This is a genomic window from Nocardioides sp. GCM10027114, assembly GCF_042659625.1.
Taxonomy (GTDB): Bacteria; Actinomycetota; Actinomycetes; order Propionibacteriales; family Nocardioidaceae; genus Nocardioides.
In genome coordinates this window covers 193112-216221 of record NZ_JBHSSS010000002.1, presented here as the reverse complement: position 1 = coordinate 216221, position 23110 = coordinate 193112, and the positions used below count along the sequence as shown (strand labels likewise).

At 71.5% G+C, this 23110-nt stretch carries 23 protein-coding genes; 2 read left to right on the top strand and 21 right to left on the bottom strand.

The features are described 5' to 3' along the window. Positions 1-9: 9 nt before the first annotated feature. The 8 genes from ACFP2E_RS01585 to dop form a co-directional block, all read right to left on the bottom strand. Positions 10-981, bottom strand: a complete 972-nt coding sequence (locus ACFP2E_RS01585; RefSeq protein WP_378521871.1) for a helix-turn-helix transcriptional regulator — start codon at positions 979-981, stop codon at positions 10-12. Beyond that, complete coding sequence (locus tag ACFP2E_RS01580; RefSeq protein ID WP_378521870.1) at positions 978-1952, bottom strand: helix-turn-helix transcriptional regulator; 975 nt, start codon at positions 1950-1952, stop codon at positions 978-980. The genes ACFP2E_RS01585 and ACFP2E_RS01580 overlap by 4 nt, the downstream gene beginning before the upstream one ends. A 51-nt stretch (positions 1953-2003) precedes the next feature. Then, entirely contained in the window at positions 2004-2954 is a 951-nt protein-coding gene (locus tag ACFP2E_RS01575; protein ID WP_378521869.1) for an FKBP-type peptidyl-prolyl cis-trans isomerase, read from the bottom strand. A 122-nt stretch (positions 2955-3076) separates the two neighbouring features. Then, positions 3077-4438 carry a Pup--protein ligase gene (pafA, locus tag ACFP2E_RS01570; protein WP_378521868.1) on the bottom strand — a complete coding sequence of 454 codons (1362 nt, stop codon included), beginning with the start codon at positions 4436-4438 and terminating at the stop codon, positions 3077-3079. 50 nt (positions 4439-4488) lie between these two features. Then, positions 4489-5316 carry a proteasome subunit alpha gene (prcA, locus tag ACFP2E_RS01565; RefSeq protein WP_378521867.1) on the bottom strand — a complete coding sequence of 276 codons (828 nt, stop codon included), beginning with the start codon at positions 5314-5316 and terminating at the stop codon, positions 4489-4491. Positions 5317-5327: 11 nt separating this feature from the next. Further along, on the bottom strand, positions 5328-6125 hold the full coding sequence (prcB, locus tag ACFP2E_RS01560) for a proteasome subunit beta (RefSeq protein ID WP_378522008.1): 798 nt from the start codon (positions 6123-6125) through the stop codon (positions 5328-5330). A gap of 47 nt (positions 6126-6172) precedes the next feature. Beyond that, on the bottom strand, positions 6173-6370 hold the full coding sequence (locus tag ACFP2E_RS01555; RefSeq protein ID WP_378521866.1) for a ubiquitin-like protein Pup: 198 nt from the start codon (positions 6368-6370) through the stop codon (positions 6173-6175). 27 nt (positions 6371-6397) lie between these two features. Next, positions 6398-7906 (bottom strand): depupylase/deamidase Dop, encoded by a 1509-nt coding sequence (gene dop / locus ACFP2E_RS01550; protein WP_378521865.1) that lies wholly within the window; start codon positions 7904-7906, stop codon positions 6398-6400. 69 nt (positions 7907-7975) lie between these two features. Here dop and ACFP2E_RS01545 point away from each other — a divergent pair, with 69 nt between their 5' ends. Next, complete coding sequence (locus ACFP2E_RS01545; RefSeq protein WP_378521864.1) at positions 7976-8680, top strand: sulfotransferase; 705 nt, start codon at positions 7976-7978, stop codon at positions 8678-8680. On the opposite strand, the gene ACFP2E_RS01540 is transcribed toward ACFP2E_RS01545, so the two are convergent. From ACFP2E_RS01540 to ACFP2E_RS01525, 4 genes are all read right to left on the bottom strand, one after another. Further along, positions 8674-9039 (bottom strand): hypothetical protein, encoded by a 366-nt coding sequence (locus ACFP2E_RS01540; protein WP_378521863.1) that lies wholly within the window; start codon positions 9037-9039, stop codon positions 8674-8676. The genes ACFP2E_RS01545 and ACFP2E_RS01540 overlap by 7 nt on opposite strands. Before the next feature lie 19 nt (positions 9040-9058). Beyond that, positions 9059-10807, bottom strand: a complete 1749-nt coding sequence (gene arc / locus ACFP2E_RS01535; protein ID WP_378521862.1) for a proteasome ATPase — start codon at positions 10805-10807, stop codon at positions 9059-9061. 131 nt (positions 10808-10938) lie between these two features. Further along, positions 10939-11895 carry a tRNA (adenine-N1)-methyltransferase gene (locus ACFP2E_RS01530; protein ID WP_378521861.1) on the bottom strand — a complete coding sequence of 319 codons (957 nt, stop codon included), beginning with the start codon at positions 11893-11895 and terminating at the stop codon, positions 10939-10941. Positions 11896-11964: 69 nt separating this feature from the next. After that, positions 11965-13146 (bottom strand): site-2 protease family protein, encoded by a 1182-nt coding sequence (locus tag ACFP2E_RS01525; protein WP_378521860.1) that lies wholly within the window; start codon positions 13144-13146, stop codon positions 11965-11967. A 77-nt stretch (positions 13147-13223) separates the two neighbouring features. Between ACFP2E_RS01525 and ACFP2E_RS01520 the strand changes: the two genes are divergently transcribed. Continuing rightward, a complete protein-coding gene (locus ACFP2E_RS01520) occupies positions 13224-14096 on the top strand; it encodes a RecB family exonuclease (RefSeq protein ID WP_378522007.1) in 873 nt (290 codons plus the stop codon). Here the strand turns inward: ACFP2E_RS01520 and ACFP2E_RS01515 are convergent. From ACFP2E_RS01515 to ACFP2E_RS01475, 9 genes are all read right to left on the bottom strand, one after another. Further along, positions 14093-14734: a response regulator gene (locus ACFP2E_RS01515; protein ID WP_378521859.1), complete on the bottom strand. Its 642-nt coding sequence runs from the start codon at positions 14732-14734 to the stop codon at positions 14093-14095. The two genes, ACFP2E_RS01520 and ACFP2E_RS01515, sit on opposite strands and share 4 nt — an antisense overlap. After that, on the bottom strand, positions 14731-16011 hold the full coding sequence (locus tag ACFP2E_RS01510; RefSeq protein ID WP_378521858.1) for a sensor histidine kinase: 1281 nt from the start codon (positions 16009-16011) through the stop codon (positions 14731-14733). The genes ACFP2E_RS01515 and ACFP2E_RS01510 overlap by 4 nt, the downstream gene beginning before the upstream one ends. Before the next feature lie 22 nt (positions 16012-16033). Beyond that, a complete protein-coding gene (locus ACFP2E_RS01505) occupies positions 16034-16429 on the bottom strand; it encodes a hypothetical protein (RefSeq protein ID WP_378521857.1) in 396 nt (131 codons plus the stop codon). A 148-nt stretch (positions 16430-16577) separates the two neighbouring features. Then, positions 16578-17624, bottom strand: a complete 1047-nt coding sequence (locus tag ACFP2E_RS01500; protein WP_378521856.1) for an ABC transporter ATP-binding protein — start codon at positions 17622-17624, stop codon at positions 16578-16580. Next, complete coding sequence (locus tag ACFP2E_RS01495) at positions 17621-18655, bottom strand: ABC transporter ATP-binding protein (RefSeq protein WP_378521855.1); 1035 nt, start codon at positions 18653-18655, stop codon at positions 17621-17623. Before ACFP2E_RS01495 ends, ACFP2E_RS01500 begins: the two co-directional genes overlap by 4 nt. 5 nt (positions 18656-18660) lie before the next feature. Next, entirely contained in the window at positions 18661-19608 is a 948-nt protein-coding gene (locus tag ACFP2E_RS01490) for an ABC transporter permease (RefSeq protein ID WP_378521854.1), read from the bottom strand. Beyond that, positions 19605-20609: an ABC transporter permease gene (locus tag ACFP2E_RS01485; protein WP_378521853.1), complete on the bottom strand. Its 1005-nt coding sequence runs from the start codon at positions 20607-20609 to the stop codon at positions 19605-19607. The genes ACFP2E_RS01490 and ACFP2E_RS01485 overlap by 4 nt, the downstream gene beginning before the upstream one ends. 47 nt (positions 20610-20656) lie before the next feature. Further along, on the bottom strand, positions 20657-22306 hold the full coding sequence (locus ACFP2E_RS01480) for an ABC transporter substrate-binding protein (RefSeq protein WP_378521852.1): 1650 nt from the start codon (positions 22304-22306) through the stop codon (positions 20657-20659). Between the two features lie 94 nt (positions 22307-22400). Further along, positions 22401-23105, bottom strand: coding sequence for an HAD family hydrolase (locus ACFP2E_RS01475; RefSeq protein WP_378521851.1), 705 nt, complete (start codon positions 23103-23105; stop codon positions 22401-22403). Positions 23106-23110 lie beyond the last annotated feature (5 nt).

Here is a 23110-nt window from a genome sequence, read left to right as displayed (position 1 = left end):
TACGCCGCCTCAGGTGTACAGCCGCAGAGCGGCTCGCGCCTCGGTGGTGAACAGGTCGGACACCTCGGCGGGAGCGACCACCCGGGCGTGCGGGGCCAGGCGGAGCAGCAGCCGCTGCAGCCAGCGCGGGTCCGCGACCATCAGGTCGGCCTCCAGCGTGCCGTCGGGACGGCGCCGCACGTCGTCGAACGCGTAGTACTCGACGACCCAGGCCGCCTCGGGGTCCAGCCGGAGGGTGGCGACCGTGGTCGCGGCCGACCGCTGGAAGATCCCGTCCGCGAGGTCACGCGGGGCGGCCGGCTCGCTCTGGACCGGCGTGTCGAGGACCGTGGCCTCCTGGATCCGGTCGAGCCGGAACAGTCTCGGCGCCTCGGCGTGGTGGCAGTAGGCGTCGAGGTAGGAGAAGCCGTGGGCACGCACCACGCCGCGCGGGTCGACGACCCGGCGGGACTCCTCGTCGCGCGCCGGCACGTAGTAGGCGATCTCGACCTGCCGGCCCTCGGAGGTGGCGCGCTCGAGCAGCGGGAGGAACCGGGCGGCCTCGTCGGCCACCGGGTCGGTGCCGGGGTCGACGCGCGGCTCCGCGCGGCCCTGCGCCGCCGCCTCCAGCTTGGCCAGGGTGCGGTCGACGACCTCGCGGGTCGTGTCGGAGGCGCCGTTGCGCAGCGCGCGCAAAGCCACGATGAGCGCCGTGGCCTCGGTGGCGGTGAGCTGCAGCGGCCGGGCGAGGTAGTCGGCGTTGGAGACCCGGATGACCCCGTCGCCCTCCTCGCCCTCGAGGGCGTCGAGGTCGACGTCGATCAGGTCGTCGGGGTAGCCGCCCGGCAGGCCGCACATGAAGAGCACCTTGAGGTCGCGCAGCAGCTGCGCGGGGGCGGTGCCGAGGTCCGTGGCGGCCTCGTCGAGCCGGACCGACCCGCGGGCGTACAGGTAGGGCACCAGCCGCAGCAGCCGTGCGACCTGGTCCTTGGCGCCGCTCACCGCTTCCCCTTCCCGACCGCGGCCTCGAGCCGCGAGACCACCGTCTTGCGCAGCACCTCGGGGGCCTCGACCAGCAGGTCGGCCCCGTGGCTCAGGAGCTCGTCGGCGAGGTCGACCCCGCCCCGGTCCAGGGTGAGCCGGTCCCAGCGTGACCGGGCGTCGGGCCCGGCGACATCCTGCTCGACGCCGGCGGCGCCCCGGCGCAGCCGCGGGCAGGTCCCCTCGCGCACGAGCAGCACCACCGGCTCGTCGACCGCGGCCGGTGCGAGCCGACGGGCAACCTCGTGGACGTCCACGCCGGCGGGCACGTCGTAGGACCGCGGCTCACCGGTACGCCGCGGCCGGCCCTGGACCCGCGACAGGCGGAACACCCGCTCGGCACGGCGATCGATGTCGAGCCCAACTACGTACCAGCGGCCCGAGTAGCGCACGACGCCCCACGGCTGGAGGTGACGGGGGGTCGGCTGGTCGCCCGGCCGGGCGTAGTCGAACTCGACCGGCGTGCGCTCCTGCGTGGCCTCCCAGAAGTCGTCGAACGACGGCTCCTCGGCGGTCAGCCGGGGCTGGACCAGGTCGAGCGCCGACTCGTCGACGTCGACGCCGAAGGCCGTCAGCTTGCGGACCGCCTCCGTCGTGGCGTCGGCCAGCCGGGCGTTGTCCCAGACCCGCGTCGCGAGGCCGACGACGGCGGCCTCGTCGGCCTCGAGGCTGATGTCGGGGAGCTGCAGCTCGCCCGGACGGATCCGGTAACCGGGCTCGTCGTCGAAGTAGGCGTCCATCTGGCCCACCTCGATCGGGATACCGAGGCTGCGCAGGTCGTCCTTGTCGCGCTCGAACATCTTCTCGAACGCGTCGTCCCCCGACCCCGGGTAGAGGATCGTGCGGATCCTTTCCTTGGAGACCCAGTGGCGCTGGACGAGCAGCATGATCAGCAGGTTGAGCAGACGCTCGGTCTTGTCACTGCTGGCCATGCCGCCCCTCTCCGGTGCCGGCCCGTGCCGGCGTCGTTGCTGATCCTGCCGTCAGCCTGCGGCGAGCACGTCGACCACGAAGTACAGCGTGTCGTCGCCCTCGATGCCTGCCTGCGGGTTGCCCGCCTTGCCGTAGCCGAGGGCGGGCGGGATGGCGATCATCACGCGGCTGCCGACCGTGGCGCCCACGAGGGTGCGGTCCCAGCCCTTGACGACGTTGCCGGTGCCGATCTGGAACGACGCCGGCTCGCCGCGGCTGTAGCTGTCGTCGAACGGCTTCTTGCCGCCGTACACCTGGCCGAGGTAGTCGACCACGATGGTCTGACCCTTCTCGACCGTGGCGCCCTCGCCCTCGACGAGGGTGGCCGAGCGAAGGTCCTTGCCGGGCTTCGGCGCGTCGGAGAAGTCGAGGCTCGCGGGGACACCGTCCTTCTCGACGATCTCGGGCGCCCAGCCCGGGGCCTTGCCGGACTCGCCGGCCGGCTCGTCGAGGACCGTGCTCATCAGGTCGATGACGACGAGGATGGTGTCCTTGTTGCCGATGTTGAACTGCGGGTTGCCGCCCTCGCCGAACGCCTCGTCGGCGGGCGCGGTCACGGCGACCCGGGACCCGACGGTCTGCCCCTCGAGGCCCTCGACGAAGACCGGGCTCAGCGTCTCCTCGTCGACGGTGACCAGCTCGGGCGTGCCGGTGTCGTAGGTGCTGAACGCCTTCTGCTGGTCGAAGAAGTTGCCGAGCCAGAGGTGGGCGAGGACCTGGTCACCGGCCTCGACGACCTCCCCCTCGCCCTCGACGAGGACCTCGGTCGAGACCTCCGAGGTGTCGACGTTCTTCTCGATCTCCACCTTCGGCTCGGAGCCGGGCTCACCCTCGACGGTCACCGCCTCGAAGGTCGGGGCCTCGCCGGAGGTGTCCTCCTCGCCGCACGAGGACAGGCCGAGGCCGAGGAGCAGGGCGAGCGGCAGCACGAGCCGCGGGGCACGCAGGGTGCGTCGGAACACGGTCACACCTAACAGGTCGGGGCTGGAACGGCTGCCGGCCGTGCAGGCGGGCAGCAGCGCCACACCTTATCCGCCGTGCCTGAGAGGATCCGGCAGGCTCCCCACAGGCGGGCCGGGGCGGGCTACATCCCGTCGATCAGTCGCTGGACGCGCTCGTCGTGGGCACGGAACGGGTCCTTGCACAGCACCGTCCGCTGGGCCTGGTCGTTGAGCTTGAGGTGGACCCAGTCCACGGTGAAGTCGCGGCGCCGCTCCTGGGCCTTGCGGATGAACTCCCCGCGCAGCCGGGCCCGCGTGGTCTGCGGTGGCACAGACTTGGCCTGGAAGATCTGCAGGTCCGTCGTCGCCCGGGCCACCGCCCCGCGCTTCTCCAGCAGGTAGTAGAGACCGCGGCCGCGGTGGATGTCGTGGTAGGCGAGGTCGAGCTGGGCGATCCGCGGGTGGCCCAGCGGCAGTCCGTGCTTGGCGCGGTACCGGTCGATGAGCTTCCACTTGATGACCCAGTCGATCTCGCGGTCGACGAGCCCGAGGTCGTCGGACTCGACCGCCTTGAGCCCGCGCTCCCACAGGTCCAGCGTCCGCTCGATGACCGGCGTGGAGATGCCGCGCCGGTCGACGAAGTCGCGCGCCTTGGAGAGGTACTCCTGCTGGATGTCCAGCGCGCTGGCCTCCCGGCCGTTGGCGAGCCGCACCTTGCGGCGACCGCTGACGTCGTGGGAGATCTCGCGGATGGCCCGGATGGGGTTCTCCATGGTGAGGTCGCGCATCACGACCCCCTCCTCGATCATCCGCAGCACGAGGTCGCAGCTCGCGACCTTGAGCATCGTGGTCGTCTCGCTCATGTTGGAGTCGCCCACGATGACGTGCAGGCGGCGGTACTTCTCGGCGTCCGCGTGGGGCTCGTCGCGGGTGTTGATGATCGGCCGGCTGCGGGTGGTGGCGCTGGAGACGCCCTCCCAGATGTGCTCGGCCCGCTGCGAGACGGAGTACGTCGCGCCACGCGGCGTCTGCGTGATCTTGCCGGCGCCCACCACGATCTGCCGGGTCACCAGGAACGGGATCAGCACGTCGGCCAGCCGGGTGAACTCGCCGGCACGGCCCACGAGGTAGTTCTCGTGGCAGCCGTAGGAGTTGCCGGCGGAGTCGGTGTTGTTCTTGAAGAGGTAGATCTCCCCCGCGATGCCCTCGTCGTGGAGCCGCTGCTCGGCGTCGAGGAGCAGGCCCTCGAGGACCCGCTCCCCCGCCTTGTCGTGGGTGACCAGCTCGAGCACGTCGTCGCACTCGGGCGTGGCGTACTCGGGGTGGCTGCCGACGTCGAGGTAGAGCCGCGCACCGTTGCGCAGGAAGACGTTGCTGCTGCGCCCCCAGCTCACGACCTTCCGGAAGAGGTAGCGCGCCACCTCGTCCGGGCTCAGGCGGCGCTGGCCGCGGAACGTGCACGTGACGCCGTACTCGTTCTCGATCCCGAAGATCCGCCGGTCCATTTCGACAGCGTAGTGGCAGTCAGGTCACGGACCGGGGAGTTTGCGACCGGTCAGCTGACCGGAGGCGCGATCGGCGGCTCGTCCTCCGGCGGCCCCTCGGACGTCGGCTCTCCGGACGTGGGCTCCTCGGGCGCTGCCGGGGGCTCGGACACCGGCGCCTCGGGCGCGGCCTCCTCGGGCCCCCGGTCGGCGAGCAGTGCGGCGAGCGCGTCGGGGCGCAGCCGGCGGAACTTCCGCGGCTGGGTGCGGGTCCGGTCGAGGACCGCCACCTCCAGGTCGTCGACGGGGATCACCCGGTCGCCGGTGTCGGAGTGGCCCAGCGCGGCGACGGCGAGGTGGACGGCCTGGTCGAGCGTGGCCCCGGCCTCGTAGCGGTCGCGGAGGTACTCGACGACCGTGTCGACGGCGCCGCCCATCACGGCGTAGCCGTGCTCGTCGGCGACCTGGCCGTCGTAGGTCAGCCGGTAGAGCTGGTCCTCCTCCGGCCGGTCCCCGATCTCGGCGACGAAGATCTCGACCTCGTAGGGCTTCTCGCCGCCGCTGGAGAAGATCGTGCCCAGGGTCTGGGCGTAGGCGTTGGCGAGGCCCCGGCCGGTGACGTCGCGCCGGTCGTAGGCGTACCCGCGCATGTCGGCGAGCCGGACCCCGGCGATCCGGAGGTTCTCGAACTCGTTGTAGCGACCGACCGCGGCGAAGGCGATCCGGTCGTAGATCTCCGAGACCTTGTGGAGGGCCTGGGACGGGTTCTCGGACGCGAACAGGACGCCGTCGGCGTACTGGACCGCGACGACCGACCGGCCGCGGGCGATGCCCTTGCGCGCGAAGTCGGCCCGGTCCTTCATCAGCTGCTCGGGCGAGACGTAGAACGGCATGCTCATGGTGCTCTCCCTCAGCTCAGCGGGGCGGCGGGGCCGTCGGGTCGGGTCATCCGGCCGGCGATCATCCGGTCGGCCACGTCGGCGACCTCCTCGTCGGGCAGCCGGCGGCCGCCCTCGGCGGTGATCACGTGGACGACCGGGAAGATCCGGCGGGTGAGGTCCGGCCCGCCGGTGGCGGAGTCGTCGTCGGCAGCGTCGTAGAGCGCCTGCACGGCGGCGAGCACGCACTCCTCGGCGCCGAGGTCGTCGCGGTAGAGCTTCTTGAGCGACCCACGAGCGAAGAGCGAGCCGGAGCCGACGGCGTGGAACGCGGTCTCCTCGTAGCGGCCGCCGGTCACGTCGTAGCTGAAGATCCGTCCCTGGCCGGCGGCCAGGTCGTAGCCGGCGAACAGCGGCACCACGGCGAGACCCTGCATGGCCATGCCGAGGTTGCCCCGGATCAGCGCGGCGAGGCGGTTGGCCTTGCCGTCCATCGAGAGCGTGGTGCCCTCGATCTTCTCGTAGTGCTCGAGCTCGGTCTGGAACAGCCGGACCAGCTCGACGGCGAGCCCGGCGGAGCCGGCGATGCCCACCGCGGAGAACTCGTCGGCCGGGAACACCTTCTCGATGTCGCGCTGGGCGATGACGTTGCCCATCGTCGCCCGGCGGTCACCGGCCATCACGACGCCGCCGGGGAAGGTGGCGGCGACGATGGTCGTGCCGTGCGGCGCGAGGTCGCCGGCGTGCCCCTGCGGGACGGCGCGGCGCGACGGGAGCAGGTCGGGCGCCTGGGCCGCGAGGAAGTCGCTGAAGGAGGAGGTTCCGGGCATGAGGTAGGCCGACGGCAGCCGGGGGCTGTCGCCGTGGCCGTCCGACCTCACTGGCCGCCCTTCTGGATGAACGACTTCACGAAGTCCTCGGCGTTCGTCTCCAGCACGTCGTCGATCTCGTCGAGGATCGCGTCGACGTCGTCGTCCAGGGCTTCCTTGCGCTCGCTGACGTCGGACTCGGCGGTGGCCTCGGGAGCCTCTTCCTGCTCCGAGGACTTCTTCGGCTGCTTCTGCTCCTGTGCCATGTCCAGACCCTATCCAGTCCTGACCAGTCACCGGGTGAGCGCGGCGAAAAGCGCCTCGGCCGTCTCGCAGTCGTCGAGCAGCCGGCCCACGTGGGCGCGGCTGCCGCGCAGCGGGTCGATGGTCGGCACCCGCTGCAGGGACTCCCGGCCGGGCAGGTCGAAGATCACCGAGTCCCACGAGGCGGCCGCCACGGAGTCGGCGTACTTCTCCAGGCAGCGGCCGCGGAAGTAGGCCCGGGTGTCCTCCGGCGGGTCGTGCATGGCGACCTCGACCGACGCGTCGTCGAGGAGCCGCTCCATGCGCCCCATGCCCAGCAGTCGGTGGTACAGGCCCTTCTCCGGCCGGATGTCGGAGTACTGGTAGTCGATGAGCTGCAGCTTGGCGTCGTCCCAGGCGAGCCCGTCGCGCTGCCGGTAGTGCTCGAGCAGCTTCAGCTTGGCCACCCAGTCGAGCTCCCTGGCGCACTCCATCGGGTCGCGCTCGAGGCGGTCGAGGACGGACTCCCAGCGCGCCAGCACGTCCAGCGTCTGCGCGTCGGCGTCGCTGCCGAAGCGGTCCTCGACGTACTTGCGAGCCAGGTCGAGGTACTCGCGCTGGAGCTGCACCGCGGTCAGCTTGCGACCGCTGGTCAGCGTGACCCGGTGCTGCAGCGTCGGGTCGTGCGAGACGGCCCGCAGTGCCCCCACAGCCCCCTCGAGGGTGAAGTCGTCGCCGAGGAAACGGTCCTCGATCATCGACAGGACGAGGGCGGTGGTGCCGACCTTGAGGTACGTCGAGACCTCGGAGAGGTTGGCGTCGCCGATGATGACGTGGAGCCGGCGGTACTTCTCCGGGTCGGCGTGCGGCTCGTCGCGGGTGTTGATGATCGGCCGCTTGAGGGTCGTCTCGAGGCCCACCTCGACCTCGAAGAAGTCGGCGCGCTGGCTGATCTGGAAGCCGTGCTCGCGGCCGTCCTGGCCGATGCCGACACGGCCCGCGCCGCACACGACCTGCCGGGACACGAAGAACGGCGTCAGGTGGCGCACGATGTCGCCGAACGGCGTGGATCGCCGCATCAGGTAGTTCTCGTGGGCGCCGTACGACGCGCCCTTGTTGTCGGTGTTGTTCTTGTAGAGCACGATCGGCGCGCCGCCGGGAAGCTGCCCCGCGCGCCGGCTCGCGTCGAGCATGACCAGCTCGCCCGCCTTGTCCCAGCGGACCACGTCCAGCGGCGTGGTGACCTCGGGCGTGGAGTACTCCGGGTGCGCGTGGTCGACGTAGAGCCGGGCGCCGTTGGTGAGGATGACGTTGGCCAGCCCCATGTCCTCGTCGGTGAGCTGGGAGGGGTCGGCGACCTGGCGCGACATGTCGAACCCGCGGGCGTCGCGCAGCGGCGACTCCTCCTCGAAGTCCCAGCGCGCGCGGCGCGCCTTCACGGTCGCCGACGCGTAGGCGTTGACGACCTGCGAGGAGGCCACCATCGGGTTGGCCGTGGGCTGGCCCTGGACCGAGATGCCGTACTCGACCTCGGTGCCCATGACCCGTCGCACGCTCATAGGGCGAGCGTACGGGGTCGCCGGTTCCGCGTGCTTGAATGTCGCGACCCACGAGGAGGCCGCTTCCGCATGCCCGACCCGACCAGCCCCTCGCCGGGCTCCCCGGACCTCGGCTACGTGTTCGTGATGACCTACGGCCGGTCGGGCTCCACCCTGCTCCAGGGCGTCCTGAACGCCATCCCGGGCTACCTGGTCCGCGGCGAGAACCGCTGGGCGCTGGGCCACCTGCAGCGCTACCACCAGGTGCTGGCCAAGGAGCGGCGCTCGCAGCGCCGGCAGCAGCGCAAGCGCGGGGACGACGAGGGCAGCAGCACCGCGGAGCACCCGTTCTACGGCCTGGACGGCTTCCCCGTGAAGGCCTCCCTCGAGGGGATCCGCGAGCTGGCGCTGGCGACGCTGCTGCGTCCCGGTCCGGACACCCGGGTCACCGGCTTCAAGGAGATCCGCTGGGGCCGCCACGAGGACCTCGAGGACCACCTGACCTGGCTGTGCCGGGTCTTCCCGGGCGCCCGGTTCGTGGTGAACACCCGGGACCTGAAGGCCGTCGGGCGCAGCAAGTGGTGGGCCGACACCCCGGACGCCGCCGAGCAGCTGGCCACCGAGGAGGCGCGGATCCTCGCCGCCGCGAACGGGCTCGGCGACGCGGCGTTCCGGGTGCGGTACGACGAGTGGGGGGCCGCCCCCGGGGCGCTGCGGCCGCTGTTCGACTGGCTGGGCGAGGAGTTCGACGAGGCACGGGTCCGCGCCGTCCTCGACGTCCGGCACTCCTACTGACGCCAGCCCCTGCCCTGCAGGGCGTGCGCGGCGTTCACGCCGACGATGCCGGCCCAGGCCACCACCAGGCTGGCGAACCCGGTGAAGCCGCTGTCGCCGGCCCCGAGGGCGATCGCGCTGATCGGGATGCCCATCGCCACCGACGAGATGCCGAGCGCCGTCTGCCGGCGCCCCGCGGAGTCGCGGACCCGGTCCGCGGCGGCTCGGGCGCCGACCTCGGCGCCGTAGCGTCGTTCGACCGCCCGCTCGATACGGTCGGCGAAGGAGTCGACGAGCGCCGCGTCGTACGACGCGCCGAGCTCGCGCCGGGTCTCCAGCAGCGCCTCGAGCTCGCTCCGCTCGAGCTCCTCCTCGCCCACGGGACGCACCCGCCTCCGGTCAGAGGTACTGGCCGGTGTTGGACACGGTGTCGATCGAGCGGCCGGGCTCGGTGCCCTGCTTGCCGGTGATGAGCGTCCGGATGAAGACGATCCGCTCGCCCTTCTTGCCGGAGATCCGCGCCCAGTCGTCGGGGTTGGTGGTGTTGGGCAGGTCCTCGTTCTCCTTGAACTCGTCGACGCACGCCTGCAGCAGGTGGGAGATCCGGAGCCCGTGCTGGTCGTGCTCGAGGAAGTCCTTGATCGCCATCTTCTTGGCGCGGTCGACGATGTTCTGGATCATGGCGCCGGAGTTGAAGTCCTTGAAGTACAGGACCTCCTTGTCGCCGTTGGCGTAGGTCACCTCGAGGAATCGGTTCTCCTCGGTCTCGGTGTACATCCGCTCGACGGTCGCCTGGATCATGCCCTCGACGCAGGCCTGCCGGTCGTTGCCGAACTCGGACAGGTCGTCGGCGTGCAGCGGCAGCGACGTGGTGAGGTACTTGCTGAAGATGTCGCGCGCCGCCTCGGCGTCGGGACGCTCGATCTTGATCTTCACGTCGAGACGCCCCGGGCGCAGGATCGCCGGGTCGATCATGTCCTCGCGGTTGGACGCACCGATGACGAGGACGTTCTCGAGGAGCTCGACGCCGTCGATCTCGCTGAGCAGCTGCGGGACGATGGTGTTCTCCACGTCGGAGGAGACACCCGAGCCGCGGGTGCGGAACAGGGAGTCCATCTCGTCGAAGAAGACGATGACGGGGGTGCCGCCGCTGGCCTTCTCGCGAGCCCGCTGGAACACCAGCCGGATGTGGCGCTCGGTCTCGCCGACGTACTTGTTGAGCAGCTCGGGGCCCTTGATGTTGAGGAAGTACGACTTCCCCTCCTGGCCGGTCTTGTCGGCGACCTTCTTGGCCAGCGAGTTGGCGACGGCCTTCGCGATCAGCGTCTTGCCGCAGCCGGGAGGGCCGTAGAGCAGGACGCCCTTCGGCGGCTTGAGCTCGTGCTCCTTGAACAGGTCGGGGTAGAGGTAGGGCAGCTCCACCGCGTCGCGGATCTGCTCGATCTGGCCCCCGAGCCCGCCGATCGACTCGTAGGCGATGTCGGGCACCTCCTCGAGCACGAGCTCCTCGACCTCGGACTTCGGGACCCGTTCGTAGACGTAGCCGGCCCGCGAGTCGAGCAGCAGCGAGTCGCCGGCACGCAGCGTGATGCCGTGCAGCGGCTCCGCGAGGCGCACCACGCGCTCCTCGTCGGCGTTGGCGATGACGAGGGCGCGCTCGCCGTCGGCGAGCAGCTCCTTGAACATCACGACCTCGCCGACCTCCTCGAAGTCGAGGGCGGCCACGACGTTGAGGGCCTCGTTGAGCATGACCTCCTGGCCGCGCACGAGCTCCTCGACCTCGACGGCCGGGCTGACGTTGACCCGCAGCTTGCGGCCGCCGGTGAAGACGTCGATCGAGCCGTCCTCGTGGCGGGCCAGGAAGGTGCCGAAGCCGGCCGGCGGCTGGGCGAGCCGGTCGACCTCCTCCTTGAGCTTCATGATCTGGTCGCGGGCCTCGCGCAGGGTCTGCGCGAGCCGCTCGTTCTGGGAGGTGACCGCGGCGAGGGACCGCTGGGTGTCGGCCAGCCGGAGCTCGAGGCCCCGGGAGTGGCCGGGCGACTCGCTCAGGCGGCGGCGCAGGTCACCGACCTCCGCCTCGAGGAAACGCACCTGGCTGACCAGCTCGTCCCGGCTTCGGTCGCCGGCACCGCTCTCGGACGCTGACATGGACGCCACCTCCTCCGTTGTGACCCTACCCGTCCATCACAGGGAGTGAAGGACCCTTGCTGACGTGTTGGTCACGATTTGGTGAGGGCGCGGTGTCGGACGGTGCCAGCCCGGTGTGAGGCGGTTGCGGACTACTGGTCGAAGCGCTCGTCCAGCACCTGCGGCGGCAGGTCGGCGGGCCGCGGGCCGGAGTAGTCGGCGCCGTAGGCACCGGGCGCCGGACGACGCTTCTTGACCGGCGGCCGCTCGCCGGGCGCCATCCGCCGGGCGGTCACGAGGAACGCCGTGTGGCCGATCATCTTGTGGCCCGGCCGGACGGCGAGCCCCTCGACGTGCCAGTCGCGGACCAGGGTCTCCCACGGCTGCGGCTCGGTGAACCCGCCGTGCGCCCGGACGGTCTCGACGAAGCGCGAGAGCTGGGTGGTCGTCGCGACGTAGGCGCACAGCAGTCCACCGGGACGCAGGGCGCCGGCGACGGCGTCCACGCACTCCCAAGGGGCGAGCATGTCGAGGATGACTCGGTCGACGGGGTCCTCGAGGTGGGGCAGCTCCTCGGCGAGGTCGCCGAGCTGGAGGTTCCACGCGGGGTGGGAGCCGTGCTGCTCGGCGCCGAAGAACTGGTCGACGTTGCGCCTGGCGACGTCGGCGAACTCCTCGCGCCGCTCGTAGGAGAGCACCTTGCCGTGGGGGCCGACCGCGCGCAGCAGCGAGCAGGTCAGGGCGCCGGACCCGACGCCCGCCTCGACCACGTGGGCCCCGGGGAAGATGTCGGCCATGGCGACGATCTGGGCGGCGTCCTTGGGGTAGACGACCGCCGCGCCGCGCGGCATCGACACCACGAACTCCGACAGCAGCGGGCGGAAGACGAGGTACTCGCCACCGGCCGACGACGCGACCGTGAAGCCCTCCTCGCGACCGATGAGCTCGTCGTGCTCGATGTGGCCCCGGTTGGAGAAGAACCGCTTGCCGGGCTCGAGGCAGATGTTGTGGCGCCGGCCCTTGGAGTCGGTGAGCCTGATCCACTCCCCTGCCCGGAGCGGGCCCCGGTGGACGCCGGACCAGGCCTCGGGTGACACGTCGTCGAGCATGGGCCGAACCCTAGACGCGGGCCGCTGCCACCCGGAAAACGAGGGCCGGACGCCCGTCAGGCGGCCGGCTCAGCGCGACGCGCGGAAGGCGGCGTCCACGTCCGCCGTCGCCAGCACGCCGTAGACGGAGCCGTCGTCCTCGAGCAGGAGGTACTCCGAGGCGGGTGTGCGGCTGATGGCGAGGACCAGGTTCTCGCCCGACAGCTTCGCCGGCAGGGTGAGGCCCTGCTCGAGGGTGCGGGCCACCGTGGAGACCGCCACCCACGGGCGCCGGTCCTCGGGGGTCGCGAGCAGCGCCGCCTCGTTGACGAGGCCGACCGGCCGGCCGCCGCTGGTGACGGTCACGATGCCGCCGGCCTCCGCCTCCTGTGCGCGCCGCACGGCCTCGCCGAGCGGGAGGTCGTCGGGGACGGTGAGGGTGCGTCGGGCCAGGTCGCGCGCCACGAGGCTGGGCAACCGGCGCCGCAGCCGGGCCGCGGCCATGGCGTTGGTGGACCCGGACCACAGGAACAGGGCGATGATGAAGGCCAGCGCGAAGTCGACGACCGTCGCCGGGGTCCCGGTCGTCACTTCCTGCAGGACCGGCCAGCTCAGGACGGCCACGGCGGTGAGCCGCCCGCCCCAGCCCGCGACCAGCGTGCCGCGGTGGGGGTCGCCGGTCATCCCCCACACCGCAGCCTTGAGCACCCGGCCGCCGTCGAGCGGCAGGCCCGGGACGAGGTTGAGGACGCCCACGAGCAGGTTGGCGAAGGCGAGCGCGCCGAACGCCAGCCGCAGCAGGCCGTCGGGCAGCGCCAGCCAGGCGGCGCCCGCCACCAGCCCCACGGCGACGGAGGTCAGCGGACCCACCACGGCGATCAGCAGCTCCTGCCGCGGCTTGCGGGCCTCCCCCTCGATGGCCGTCATGCCCCCGAGGAAGTGGAGCGTGATCGAGCTGACCGGGAAGCCGTAGCGCTTCGCCATGATCGCGTGCGACGCCTCGTGGAGCAGCACGGACATGTAGAGGAGGACCGCGAACATCAGCCCCGCGACGTACTTCCAGGTGCCGAGGCCAGGGGCCACGGCGTCCACGGCGGGGGCGACCAGGACCGCGATCAGGCCGGCGACCAGGAACCACGAGCCGCTGACGAGCACGTCGGTGCCGGCGATCGACCCCACGCGGAAGGTGCCCGGGGGCCGGGGCTCGCGCCCGCGGTGCTCGCCCGGTGGGAGGTCCCCGCCGGGACGGGTGTCGGGGTCACTGCTGGCCACGCCTCGAATCTATCCGACGCGACCGGAACCGACGCCCGGGCCCGTCGGTGCTCTCGCCTAGGGTTGTCCACGTGAGCGTGCAGCAGTCCCCGGCCGACCACCACTCGACCGCTGTCGACGGCGTCGAGGTCCTCGGCTCGCTCTCTCCCAGCCGCGCCGGGGACTTCCTCACCTGCCCGCTGCTCTACCGCTTCCGCACCGTCGACCGGCTGCCCGAGCCGTTCTCGCCGGACGCAGTCCGCGGCACGGTCGTCCACAAGGTGCTCGAGGACCTCTTCGACCTGCCGGCCGCCGGCCGCACGCCGGAGCAGGCCCGGGCGATGCTCGAGCCCGCGTGGCAGGCGCTGCTGGCCGACGAGCCCGAGCTGGCCACGATGTTCCCCGGCGGCGCCGGCGAGGGGGCCGAGGTCGCCGCGTGGCTGGCCTCCTGCACCACGGTGCTCGACCGCTACTTCACCCTGGAGGACCCGCGCCGGCTCGAGCCGGCCGAGCGGGAGGTCTACGTCGAGGCGCTGCTGGAGTCGCGGCTGCTGCTGCGGGGGTTCATCGACCGGGTCGACGTGGCGCCCACCGGGCAGGTCCGGGTCGTGGACTACAAGACCGGCCGCTCCCCCGGCGAGATGTTCGAGGCCAAGGCGCTCTTCCAGATGAAGTTCTACGCCCTGGTCATCTGGCGCACGCGCGGCATCGTCCCGGCGATGCTGCAGCTGGTCTACCTCGGCAACGGCGAGATCGTCCGCTATGTCCCCGACGAGGCCGACCTGCTCGCCACCGAGCGGAAGGTCGAGGCCATCTGGCGCGCCATCCAGCAGGCACAGGAGACCGGCGACTGGCGCCCCAGCCCGTCGCGACTGTGCGACTGGTGCGCCCATCAGGCGCTGTGCCCCGAGTTCGGCGGCACTCCCCCGCCGCTGCCGGAGGCCGGCGGGACCGAGCCGGAGGGCGGCTAGAGCCCGTGCCGCTGGGCCCAGAGCGCGGCCTGGGTGCGGTCCGCGACGCCGATCCGGGCGAACGCCGATGTCAGGTGCGCCTTGACGGTGCGCTCGCTGATATCGAGCCTACGGGCGATCTGCTTGTTGGCCAGGCCCTCGCGCACGAGCGTGAGCACCTCCGACTCCCGGGCGGTCAGCTGCGGCTGCGCTGACGCGGGACGTACACCCCCGGACCGGGCACCGAGCAGCTGGCGCGCCGCCCGTGGGTGGATGGGCGACTCGCCCCGGCTGACGGCACGGATCCCTTCCAGCACGTCCTCGGGGTCGGCGTCCTTGAGCAGGTAGCCGACGGCTCCAGCGTCGAGGGCCGCGACGATCCGTTCGGCGTCGGAGTACGACGTCAGCACCAGCACGTCGGTCGGTCCGCCCTCGGCCATGATCATCCGGGTCGCGGCCACGCCGTCCACGCCGGGCATCTGCAGGTCCATGAGCACGACGTCGGGACGCTCGCGGCGGACCACCTCGAGGGCGCGGGCCCCGTCCTCGGCGGTGCCGACGACCTCGATGTCCCCCGTCCCGGACAGCAGCTGCTCGAGGCCCGCGCGGATCACCGCGTGGTCGTCGACGAGGACGACCCGGATCGCCCTGCTGGTCATCGGACCTCCACCTCCATCCGCACCCGGGTCCCCTCCCCGGGGGCCGAGCGCACCTCCAACGTCCCGCCCGCCTCGGAGACGAGGCTGCGCAGCCCACGCAGGCCGAAGCTGTCCCCCGCAGCAGCGCGAGAGGGCTCGAAGCCCACCCCGTCGTCGACCACGTCGAGCACGAGCAGCCGTCCGTCACCGCGCACGGTCACGTCCAGCGTGGAGGCCTCAGCATGCCGCAACGCGTTGCGCACGGCCTCCTGCGCCACGCGCCACACCAGCGCTGCGCACGCGTCGGGGACGTCGTCGACCCCCGCAACGCTCAGGGAGGCCTGTACTCCGGCCCCCGCTGCGGGGGCGATGAGGTCCTCCAGCGCCGCCGGCAGGCTCTCCGCCTGCAGGTCGGGCGGGTGGATCTCCGCGAGCAGCGAGCGGAGCCCCTTGAGGCTGACGCGCAGCGACCCGCCCGCGTCGTCGAGCCGCTCCCGGGCGGTCGGCGGGGTGACCGGGTCCCGGGCGACGGCGGAGATCGAGAAGGCGGTGCCTGCGAGGTCCTGGACCACGCTGTCGTGCAGGTCCCGCGCGATCCGCCGCCGCTCGGCGTCGGAGGCGTCAAGGAGGGCGTGGAGCAGCCGCTCCCGCTCACGGCCGGCGTGGGTCAGCCGGCGGGTCAGCGCCCACAGGATCGGGGTGGTGAGCAGCACGATCAGCAGCGGCCCGCCGAGGGTGATCCATCGGAACGACGACAGGATCTGCGCGCGACGCTGCTCGATGTCCTCGAGCCGGTAGTAGCCTTCGAAGAGCAGCTGGCGGTCACCCGGCCCAGCGACTCGGGTGTAGATCTGCACGACATCGCGAGTCGCCTCGGGCGGGGAGGCGATCGGGGCGTCCGCACCGGGCATGTCGTAGCCCGTGCCTCCCTCGCTCAGGACCTCTCGCTGCTGCTGGCTGAACTCGAAGCTGTCACCGATCAGGATGCCGCGGCTGCTGTAGCGAAGCCTGCCGGACTCGTCGCGGAGATTGACCCCCAGCAGCGAGTCGACCTGCAGCCGGCTGAGGACCTCGCGGTCGTACTGGTCGATCGCGCCACGACTGCCTGTCAGTACCCGACGGGTCAGGTCGGCCTCGATGACCGAGCTGGCGGCGAGCTCGTGGATCGTCAGCGCCTCGCTGATCGCCTCGCGCTCGGCCGCCCGCTCGGCGAGGTAGCCGGTGACGGAGCTGATGAGGACGAGCAGCAGGAGGGAGATCGCCAGGAACTGCGCTAGGGGATTCCTGAAGAGGCTCACGCGGGGAGGATAGAGGGGAACCTCAGTAGTAGAGGTCGATCTTGCACACCTCGCCGGTGCTGCGGTTCTCCGCGCGGAACATCACGTTGTCCGGGCCGGCGAAGTTGACCATCGTCCGCACGATCCGGAACGACCTGTCCGCGTCCTTGGCCTTGACCGAGCCCTCGTCGGACAGGTCGCCGTCGTGCTTGAACTTCCAGTCCCACCAGTCGTCGTCGTCGCTCCACACGATCCCGACGGTCTCGAGCCGGCCGTCGGCCTGTTCCTGAACGCGGAGCTTGACCGTGCTGGAGGCGGAGCAGGTGGTCTTGTCCTTCGCGGGCTCGCCATCTCCCGCCCAGGCGCCTGGCGCCTGGACGAGGGCCGCTGCACCCAGCACACCGCTGAGCATGATGGCGAGCCCACGTCGGACAGTCATGTGACCCTCTTCCTGATGCCGCGGAGGGCCGCTGAACCCCCGCGCGGACCGATCCTGCTTGCCGACGGGTGCATCCCGCCATTGTCCGGTGGTACTACGACCCCTGACTAGTCGGTCTGACCCATCGGGACCAGACCGGCCTGGACCGTCACGTGGGTGTGGCGGCCTCCTCGGGCGTCACGGCGTGCGGCTGGACGGTCCCGGCAGCGATCTCCTCGGCCCAGTGGCAGGCCACCCGGTGCCCCGACGACACCACGCGCAGCTCCGGCCGCTCGGTGTCGCAGCGCGTCGGCTGCCGGTAGGGGCAGCGGGTGTGGAAGCGGCAGCCCGTGGGCGGGTTGGACGGCGAGGGAAGGTCGCCCTGCAGCAGGATCCGCTCCCGCGTGGTCTCCACCACCGGGTCCGGGACGGGGACCGCCGACATCAGCGCCTTCGTGTAGGGGTGCTGCGGGTCGTCGTACAGCACGTCCGACGGCGCCTGCTCCACGACGCCGCCGAGGTACATCACCGCGACCTCGTCGGAGACGTGCCGGACGACCGCGAGGTCGTGGGCGATGACGAGGTAGGTGAGGCCGAGCTCGGTCTGGAGCTCCTCGAGCAGGTTCAGCACCTGCGCCTGGATCGACACGTCGAGCGCGGAGACCGGCTCGTCGGCGATGATGAACCGCGGCTCGAGCGCCAGGGCGCGGGCGATGCCGATGCGCTGGCGCTGACCGCCGGAGAACTCGTGCGGGTACTTCCGTGCCGCCGCAGCAGGCAGCCCCACCTGGTCGAGCAGCTCGCGCACCCGGGTGCGCTTGTCGTAGGGGATCCCGTGGGCCCGCAGCGGTTCGGTCAGGATCGTCTCGACGCTCTGCCGCGGGTTGAGGCTCGCGAGGGGGTCCTGGAAGACCATCTGCATGTCCTGCCGGCGCCGTCGAAGCTCCTCGCCCTTGAGCGAGGCGACGTCCACGCCGTCGAACTCGACCGTGCCGGACGTGATCGGCGTGAGCCTCAGCAGCGCCCGGCCGAGGGTCGACTTGCCGCAGCCGGACTCCCCGACGAGCCCGAGCGTCGAGCCCTCGGCGATGTCGAGGTCGACCCCGTCGACGGCCTTGACCGCCCCGACCTGCCGGTTGAGCAGCAGGCCGTCGCGGATCGGGAAGTGGACCTTGAGGTCGCGGACGCGGACCAGGGTGTTGGTGGTGTCGCTCATCGGGTCACCGCCGTTCCGGCAGGCTCGTCGGCGGTCAGGGGGTTCACGCAGCGCAGCCGACGGCCGCCCACGTCGTGGAGCTCCGGGGGCCCGGAGGTGCAGGCCTCGATCCGGTGCCCGCACCGGGGTGCGAAGGCACAGCCCTCGGGCCACGGCAGGGTCTGCGTCGGGGAGCCCGGGATCGGCTGCAGCGGCGCTCCGCGCGGCGAGTCCAGGCGCGGGATGCTCTCGAGCAGCCCCCCGGTGTAGGGGTGACGTGGCTCGGCGAACAGGTCGTCGCGACGCGCCGACTCGACGATCCGGCCGGAGTACATGACGTGGACCTCGTCGCAGAGGCCGGCGACGACGCCGAGGTCGTGCGTGATCATCAGCAGCGCGGCGTCGGTGTCGGCCACCAGCTCCTTGAGCACCTCCAGCACCTGTGCCTGGATGGTCACGTCGAGGGCGGTGGTGGGCTCGTCGGCGATCAGCAGCTTGGGGTTGCAGGCGAGCGCGATCGCGATCAGGACGCGCTGGCGCATGCCGCCGGAGAGCTGGTGGGGGTACTCCTTGAGGCGACGCAGCGGGTCGGGGATGCCGACCCGCTTCATCAGGTCGCCGGCCCGGTCGCGCGCCTCCTTGCGGGAGACCGACATGTGCCGCCGGATCACCTCGCCGATCTGCACACCGACGGTGACGACCGGGTTGAGCGAGGTCATCGGGTCCTGGAAGACCATGGCGAGCTCGGGACCGCGCAGCCGCGCCATCTCGCTGTCGGGGACGTCGAGCAGGTTGCGGCCGGCGTACTCGACCGTGCCGGCGACCTTCACGCCGCGCGTCGGCAGCAGGCCCATGACGGCGAGGGACGTCACGGACTTGCCGCTGCCGGACTCCCCCACCAGACCGACGTGCTGGCCGGGACGGATGTCGAAGGAGACCTCGTCGACCGCGCGCACCGGAGTGCCGCCGCGCAGGCCGAAGGTGACGCTGAGGTCGCGCACCGAGAGGAGGGGCTGATGGGCAGCCCCGGGGCGCGTTCCTGGCTGGGTCATCCGGGTCACCTCCGCGAGCGCGGGTCGAGGGCCTCGCGCAGGGCCTCACCGAAGAGGGTGAAGCCGAGCGCCGTGATCGCGATCGCCGCACCGGGGAGCAGCGCCAGCTGCGGCGCCGCCTCGAAGCGGTCCTGGGCCGCCACCAGCATCCGGCCCCACTCGGCGACCGCCGGGTCGCTCTGGCCGAGGCCGAGGTAGCTCAGCGCCGCGACCTCGATGATCGCGGTGGCGAGGTTGAGCGTGGCCTGCACGATCGTCGGACCGATGCTGTTGGGCAGGACGTGGCCCATCACGATCCGCCGCTTGCGGATGCCGAGGGCACCCGCGGCGAGCACGTAGTCGGACTTGCCCTGGCCGAGCATCGAGCCCCGGAGCAGGCGGGCGAAGATCGGGACCTGGGCAGCGCCGATGGCGATCATCACGGCGTAGGGGTTCTGGCCGAGGACCGCGGCGATGCTGACGGCGAGCAGCAGGCTCGGGATGGACAGCATGATGTCGACCAGCCGCATCACCGCGGAGTCGACCCAGCCGCCCACCCGGCCGCCGACGCTCGCGAAGCCGCCCGCGACGGCGCCGAGCGTCAGGCCGGCGACGAGGCCGATCGCGGTCGAGACGACGCCGTAGACCAGGGACTGGCGGGCGCCGTAGACCATCTGCGTCAGCAGGTCCGAACCGAATCGGTCGAGCCCGAGCTGGTGCTCGGCGCTCGGGCCGGGCACGGAGGACGGCGTGACCTGACCGGACCACTGCGCCGAGCCGGGCTCGTACGGCGTGAGCAGCGGCGCCAGAAGCGCCACCAGCACGAACAGCAGCACCAGGATCGCGCCGACGATGGCGCTGGGGTTGCGGCGCAGGCGCTTCCACGCTCCGCGCCACAGGCTCTCGCCGGGGGCCTCGTCGAGCGTGGGACCCGCCGCGGCCGGTCCGGACGCGGGAGGGAGGGAGACGGTCATGACACACGCACCCGGGGGTCGATCACGCCGTAGGCGACGTCCACGGCAAGGTTGATGAGGGCATAGATCAGGGCGATGAAGAGGATGTAGCCCTGGAGGACGGGGTAGTCGCGCTGACCGATCGCCTCGAACAGGAAGCTGCCGATGCCGTTCCACGCGAAGACCGTCTCGGTGAGCACCGCCCCCGACAGCAGCAGGCCCGCCTGCAGGCCGATGGTGGTCACCACCGGCAGCAGCGCGTTGCGCACGACGTGGCGTCGGGAGATCGTCTGCGTGGACAGGCCCTTGCTCCGGGCCGTGCGGACGTAGTCCTCGTTGAGGACGTCGGCGACGGCGGCGCGGGTGATCCGCACGACGATCGCGAGCGGGATGGTGGCGAGGGCCATCGCGGGGAGCACGAGGTGCACGAGCGCGTCCCAGGCGGCATCCCACTCCCGTGTCAGGAGCCCGTCGAGCACGTAGAAGTTCGTGATGTGCGTGGCGTCGATCCGGGCGTCCTGCCGCAGCGCCGTGGGGAACCAGCCGAGCCAGTTCGCGAAGACGAGCTTGAGCAGGATCGCCAGGAAGAACACCGGCGTCACGACCCCGAGCAGGGAGCCGGACACGATGGCGGTGTCGAGGAACCGGCCCTGGTGGCGTGCCGCGTAGTAGCCGAGCGGCACGCCCACCAGGACCGCGATGAGCAGGGCGGTGAGCCCCAGCTCGACCGTGCCGGGGAACTTCTCGATGAAGCTCTCCGTCACGGGCTGACCGGTGCGGATGGACCGGCCGAAGTCACCCTGGAGAAGGGCCTTGACGTAGGTGAAGTACTGCGTGAGCAGCGGGTCGTCGAAGCCGTAGAGCTCGTTGACCCGCGCGATGCCCTCCGGCGTCGCGCGCTGCCCGAGCAGCGCGCGCGCCGGGTCGCCGGGCAGTGCCCGGACCCACGCGAACAGCAGGATCGACAGACCGACGAGCACCGGCACCATCAGGGCCAGCCGCCGGAGGACAAAGCGCAGCATCGCAGTCCTTCACTATCCCCACGGGGAGGAGGAAGAGGCAGGAGCCGTCACTGGACGGTGACGGTGTTCCAGACCTCGTCGTTGACCGGGCTCGTCACGTACCCCTCGACGTCCGGGCCGAAGGCCAGCGACGGGGCGGGGTGGGCGATCGGCACGGCGGGCAGGAAGTCCATGACGTCCTGGTTGATCTCCTCGTAGAGCGGGGTCTGCTCCTCGATGGTCGGGACGCCGCGGGCCTGGGCCAGCTTGTCGAAGAGCTCCTCGTTCTTGAAGCCGAACTCGGCGGTCTCGGTGCCGAAGAAGACGCCGACGAAGTTGTCGGAGTCGTTGTAGTCACCGGTCCACCCGAGCAGGTGCAGGTCGTGGTCGGCGGAGCCGGTGACCCGGTCGAGGTAGTCCGGGGACCAGACGTCGGCGACCGGCTTGATCTTCAGGCCGACGGCCTCGAGCTGGCTGCGCAGCACGTTGAAGGTGTCCTCGGGCGAGGGCATGTAGGGACGGCTGACGTCGGTCGGGTAGTTGAAGTCGAGCGTGGCCCCGTCGGCGCCCGCCTCCTTGAGGAGCTGCTTCGCCTTCTCCGGGTCGTACTCGTACTGGGTGACCTCGTCGGACCAGCCCACGACCGAGTCGGGCATGAACTGCGTGGCGAGGTCGGCACCCTCCGGCAGCGACGCCGCCGCGACGGCCTCCTTGTCGATCGCGTGCGCGATCGCCTGCCGGACCTTGATGTCCTTCAGGAGCGGGGTCTTCTGGTTCATGCCGAGGTAGAGCACCGTGAACGGCTCGCGGGCCAGGATCTGCATGCCGGCCTCCTCGAGCGGCACGACGTCTGCCGGGCCGATCAGGTCGGCGCCGTCGACCTCGCCGGTCTCGACCGCGGTGGCACGGGCCTTGGGGTCGTCGATCGCGACGACGACGGCCTTGTCGACGAGGGCCTTCTCGCCCCAGTAGTCGTCGAAGCGGGCGAGGGTGATCCGGTTGCCGCGGTCCCACGACTCGAACTGGAACGGGCCGGTGCCGGTCGGGTGGGCCGTGGAGTACTCGGTCGTGTTGACGTTGCCGGCCGAGTCGTCCTGGTACTTCTCCAGGGCGGTCGGGCTCTGGATGGACAGCGCGGGCAGCGACAGCGCGGCGATGAAGCCGGCGAACGGCTTGTTCAGCTCGACGGTGACCTTGTCGTCGCCGTCGGTCGTGCACGACTCGTAGATCCCCTCGCCCGCCTTCGGGCCGGTGGCGTAGCCGCGGAAGAGCTTGCCGTAGTAGTAGGCGAAGTCGTCGCTCTGGACGCCCTCGGGGAAGTTGTACCAGCGGTCGAAGTTGAAGCACACGGCCTCGGCGTCGAAGTCGGTCCCGTCGTGGAACTTCACGCCGCTGCGGAGCTGGAAGTCGTAGGTCAGGCCGTCCTCGCTGACCTCCCAGGACTCCGCGAGCAGCGGGGCCGGGTCGGCCGTGCCGGGCTCGGTGCCGACGAGCCCCTCGAAGATCTGGCGGGCGACCCGGAAGCTCTCGCCGTCGGAGGCGAAGGCCGGGTCGAGGAGCTCGGGCTCCGCAGCCCCGGCGAACACGAAGGTGCCGCCGGACTCGCCGCTGCCGCCCTCCCCGCCGTCACGCTCGCTCTCAGCGCACCCGGTCAGGACCACGGCCGCAGCCGCGAGCCCCACCGTTCCGAGCCGGAATTTCTTGCCGAATGGACGCATTGTCTCCACCTCACGCAGTCATGACTGATCGCGCCCCCTGAGGGACCCGAGGACAAGTGCCCACGACCGTACACGTGGTACGGGCCACATTGCGTCAGGGGGTGCGACCCGCGTCACACGGTGCACTGCGCCCGGGAGGCTGGCTGCGGAGCTGTGCCAGGACGGGCAGCGCGGTGGCGGTGAACCCGGCCAGCGAGTCGGCGAACACGCGTCGCTCCCCCGGCAGCACCGGGACGTGGTTGGGCACCACCAGCACGGTGCAGCCGGCGGCCTCCGCCGACCGGGCGCCGGTGTTGGAGTCCTCGACCGCCAGGCAGTCGGCCGGCTCGACACCGAGGTCGCGGGCGGCCTTGAGGTAGGGCTCGGGGTGGGGCTTGCCGTGCGAGACCACGTCCCCGGTGATCACCGCCTCGAAGGTGCCCTCGGGCAGGGCCGCGAGCACCGGCGCCACGAAGGTGCGCCACGACATGGTCACCAGGGCGCAGCGCACGCCGTGCGCGCGCAGGTCGGCCAGCAGCTCCCGCGCCCCCGGTCGCCACGGCACCGCCTGCTCCACCTGTCGGGTGACGCTGGCGAGCAGCTGCTCCACGATCTCGGCGGGCTCGAGGTCGATGCCCATGTGCTCGCGGATGTAGCGCCCGGAGTCGAGCAGGTCGTTGCCGACGAGGTTGAGGGCGTGCTCCTGGCTCCAGGTGCCGCCGTACTTCTCCGCGAGCTCGTACTCCGCGGCGATCCAGTAGGGCTCGGTCTCCACGAGGGTGCCGTCCATGTCCCACAGGACGGCTGCGTAGTCAGTCATCCCGG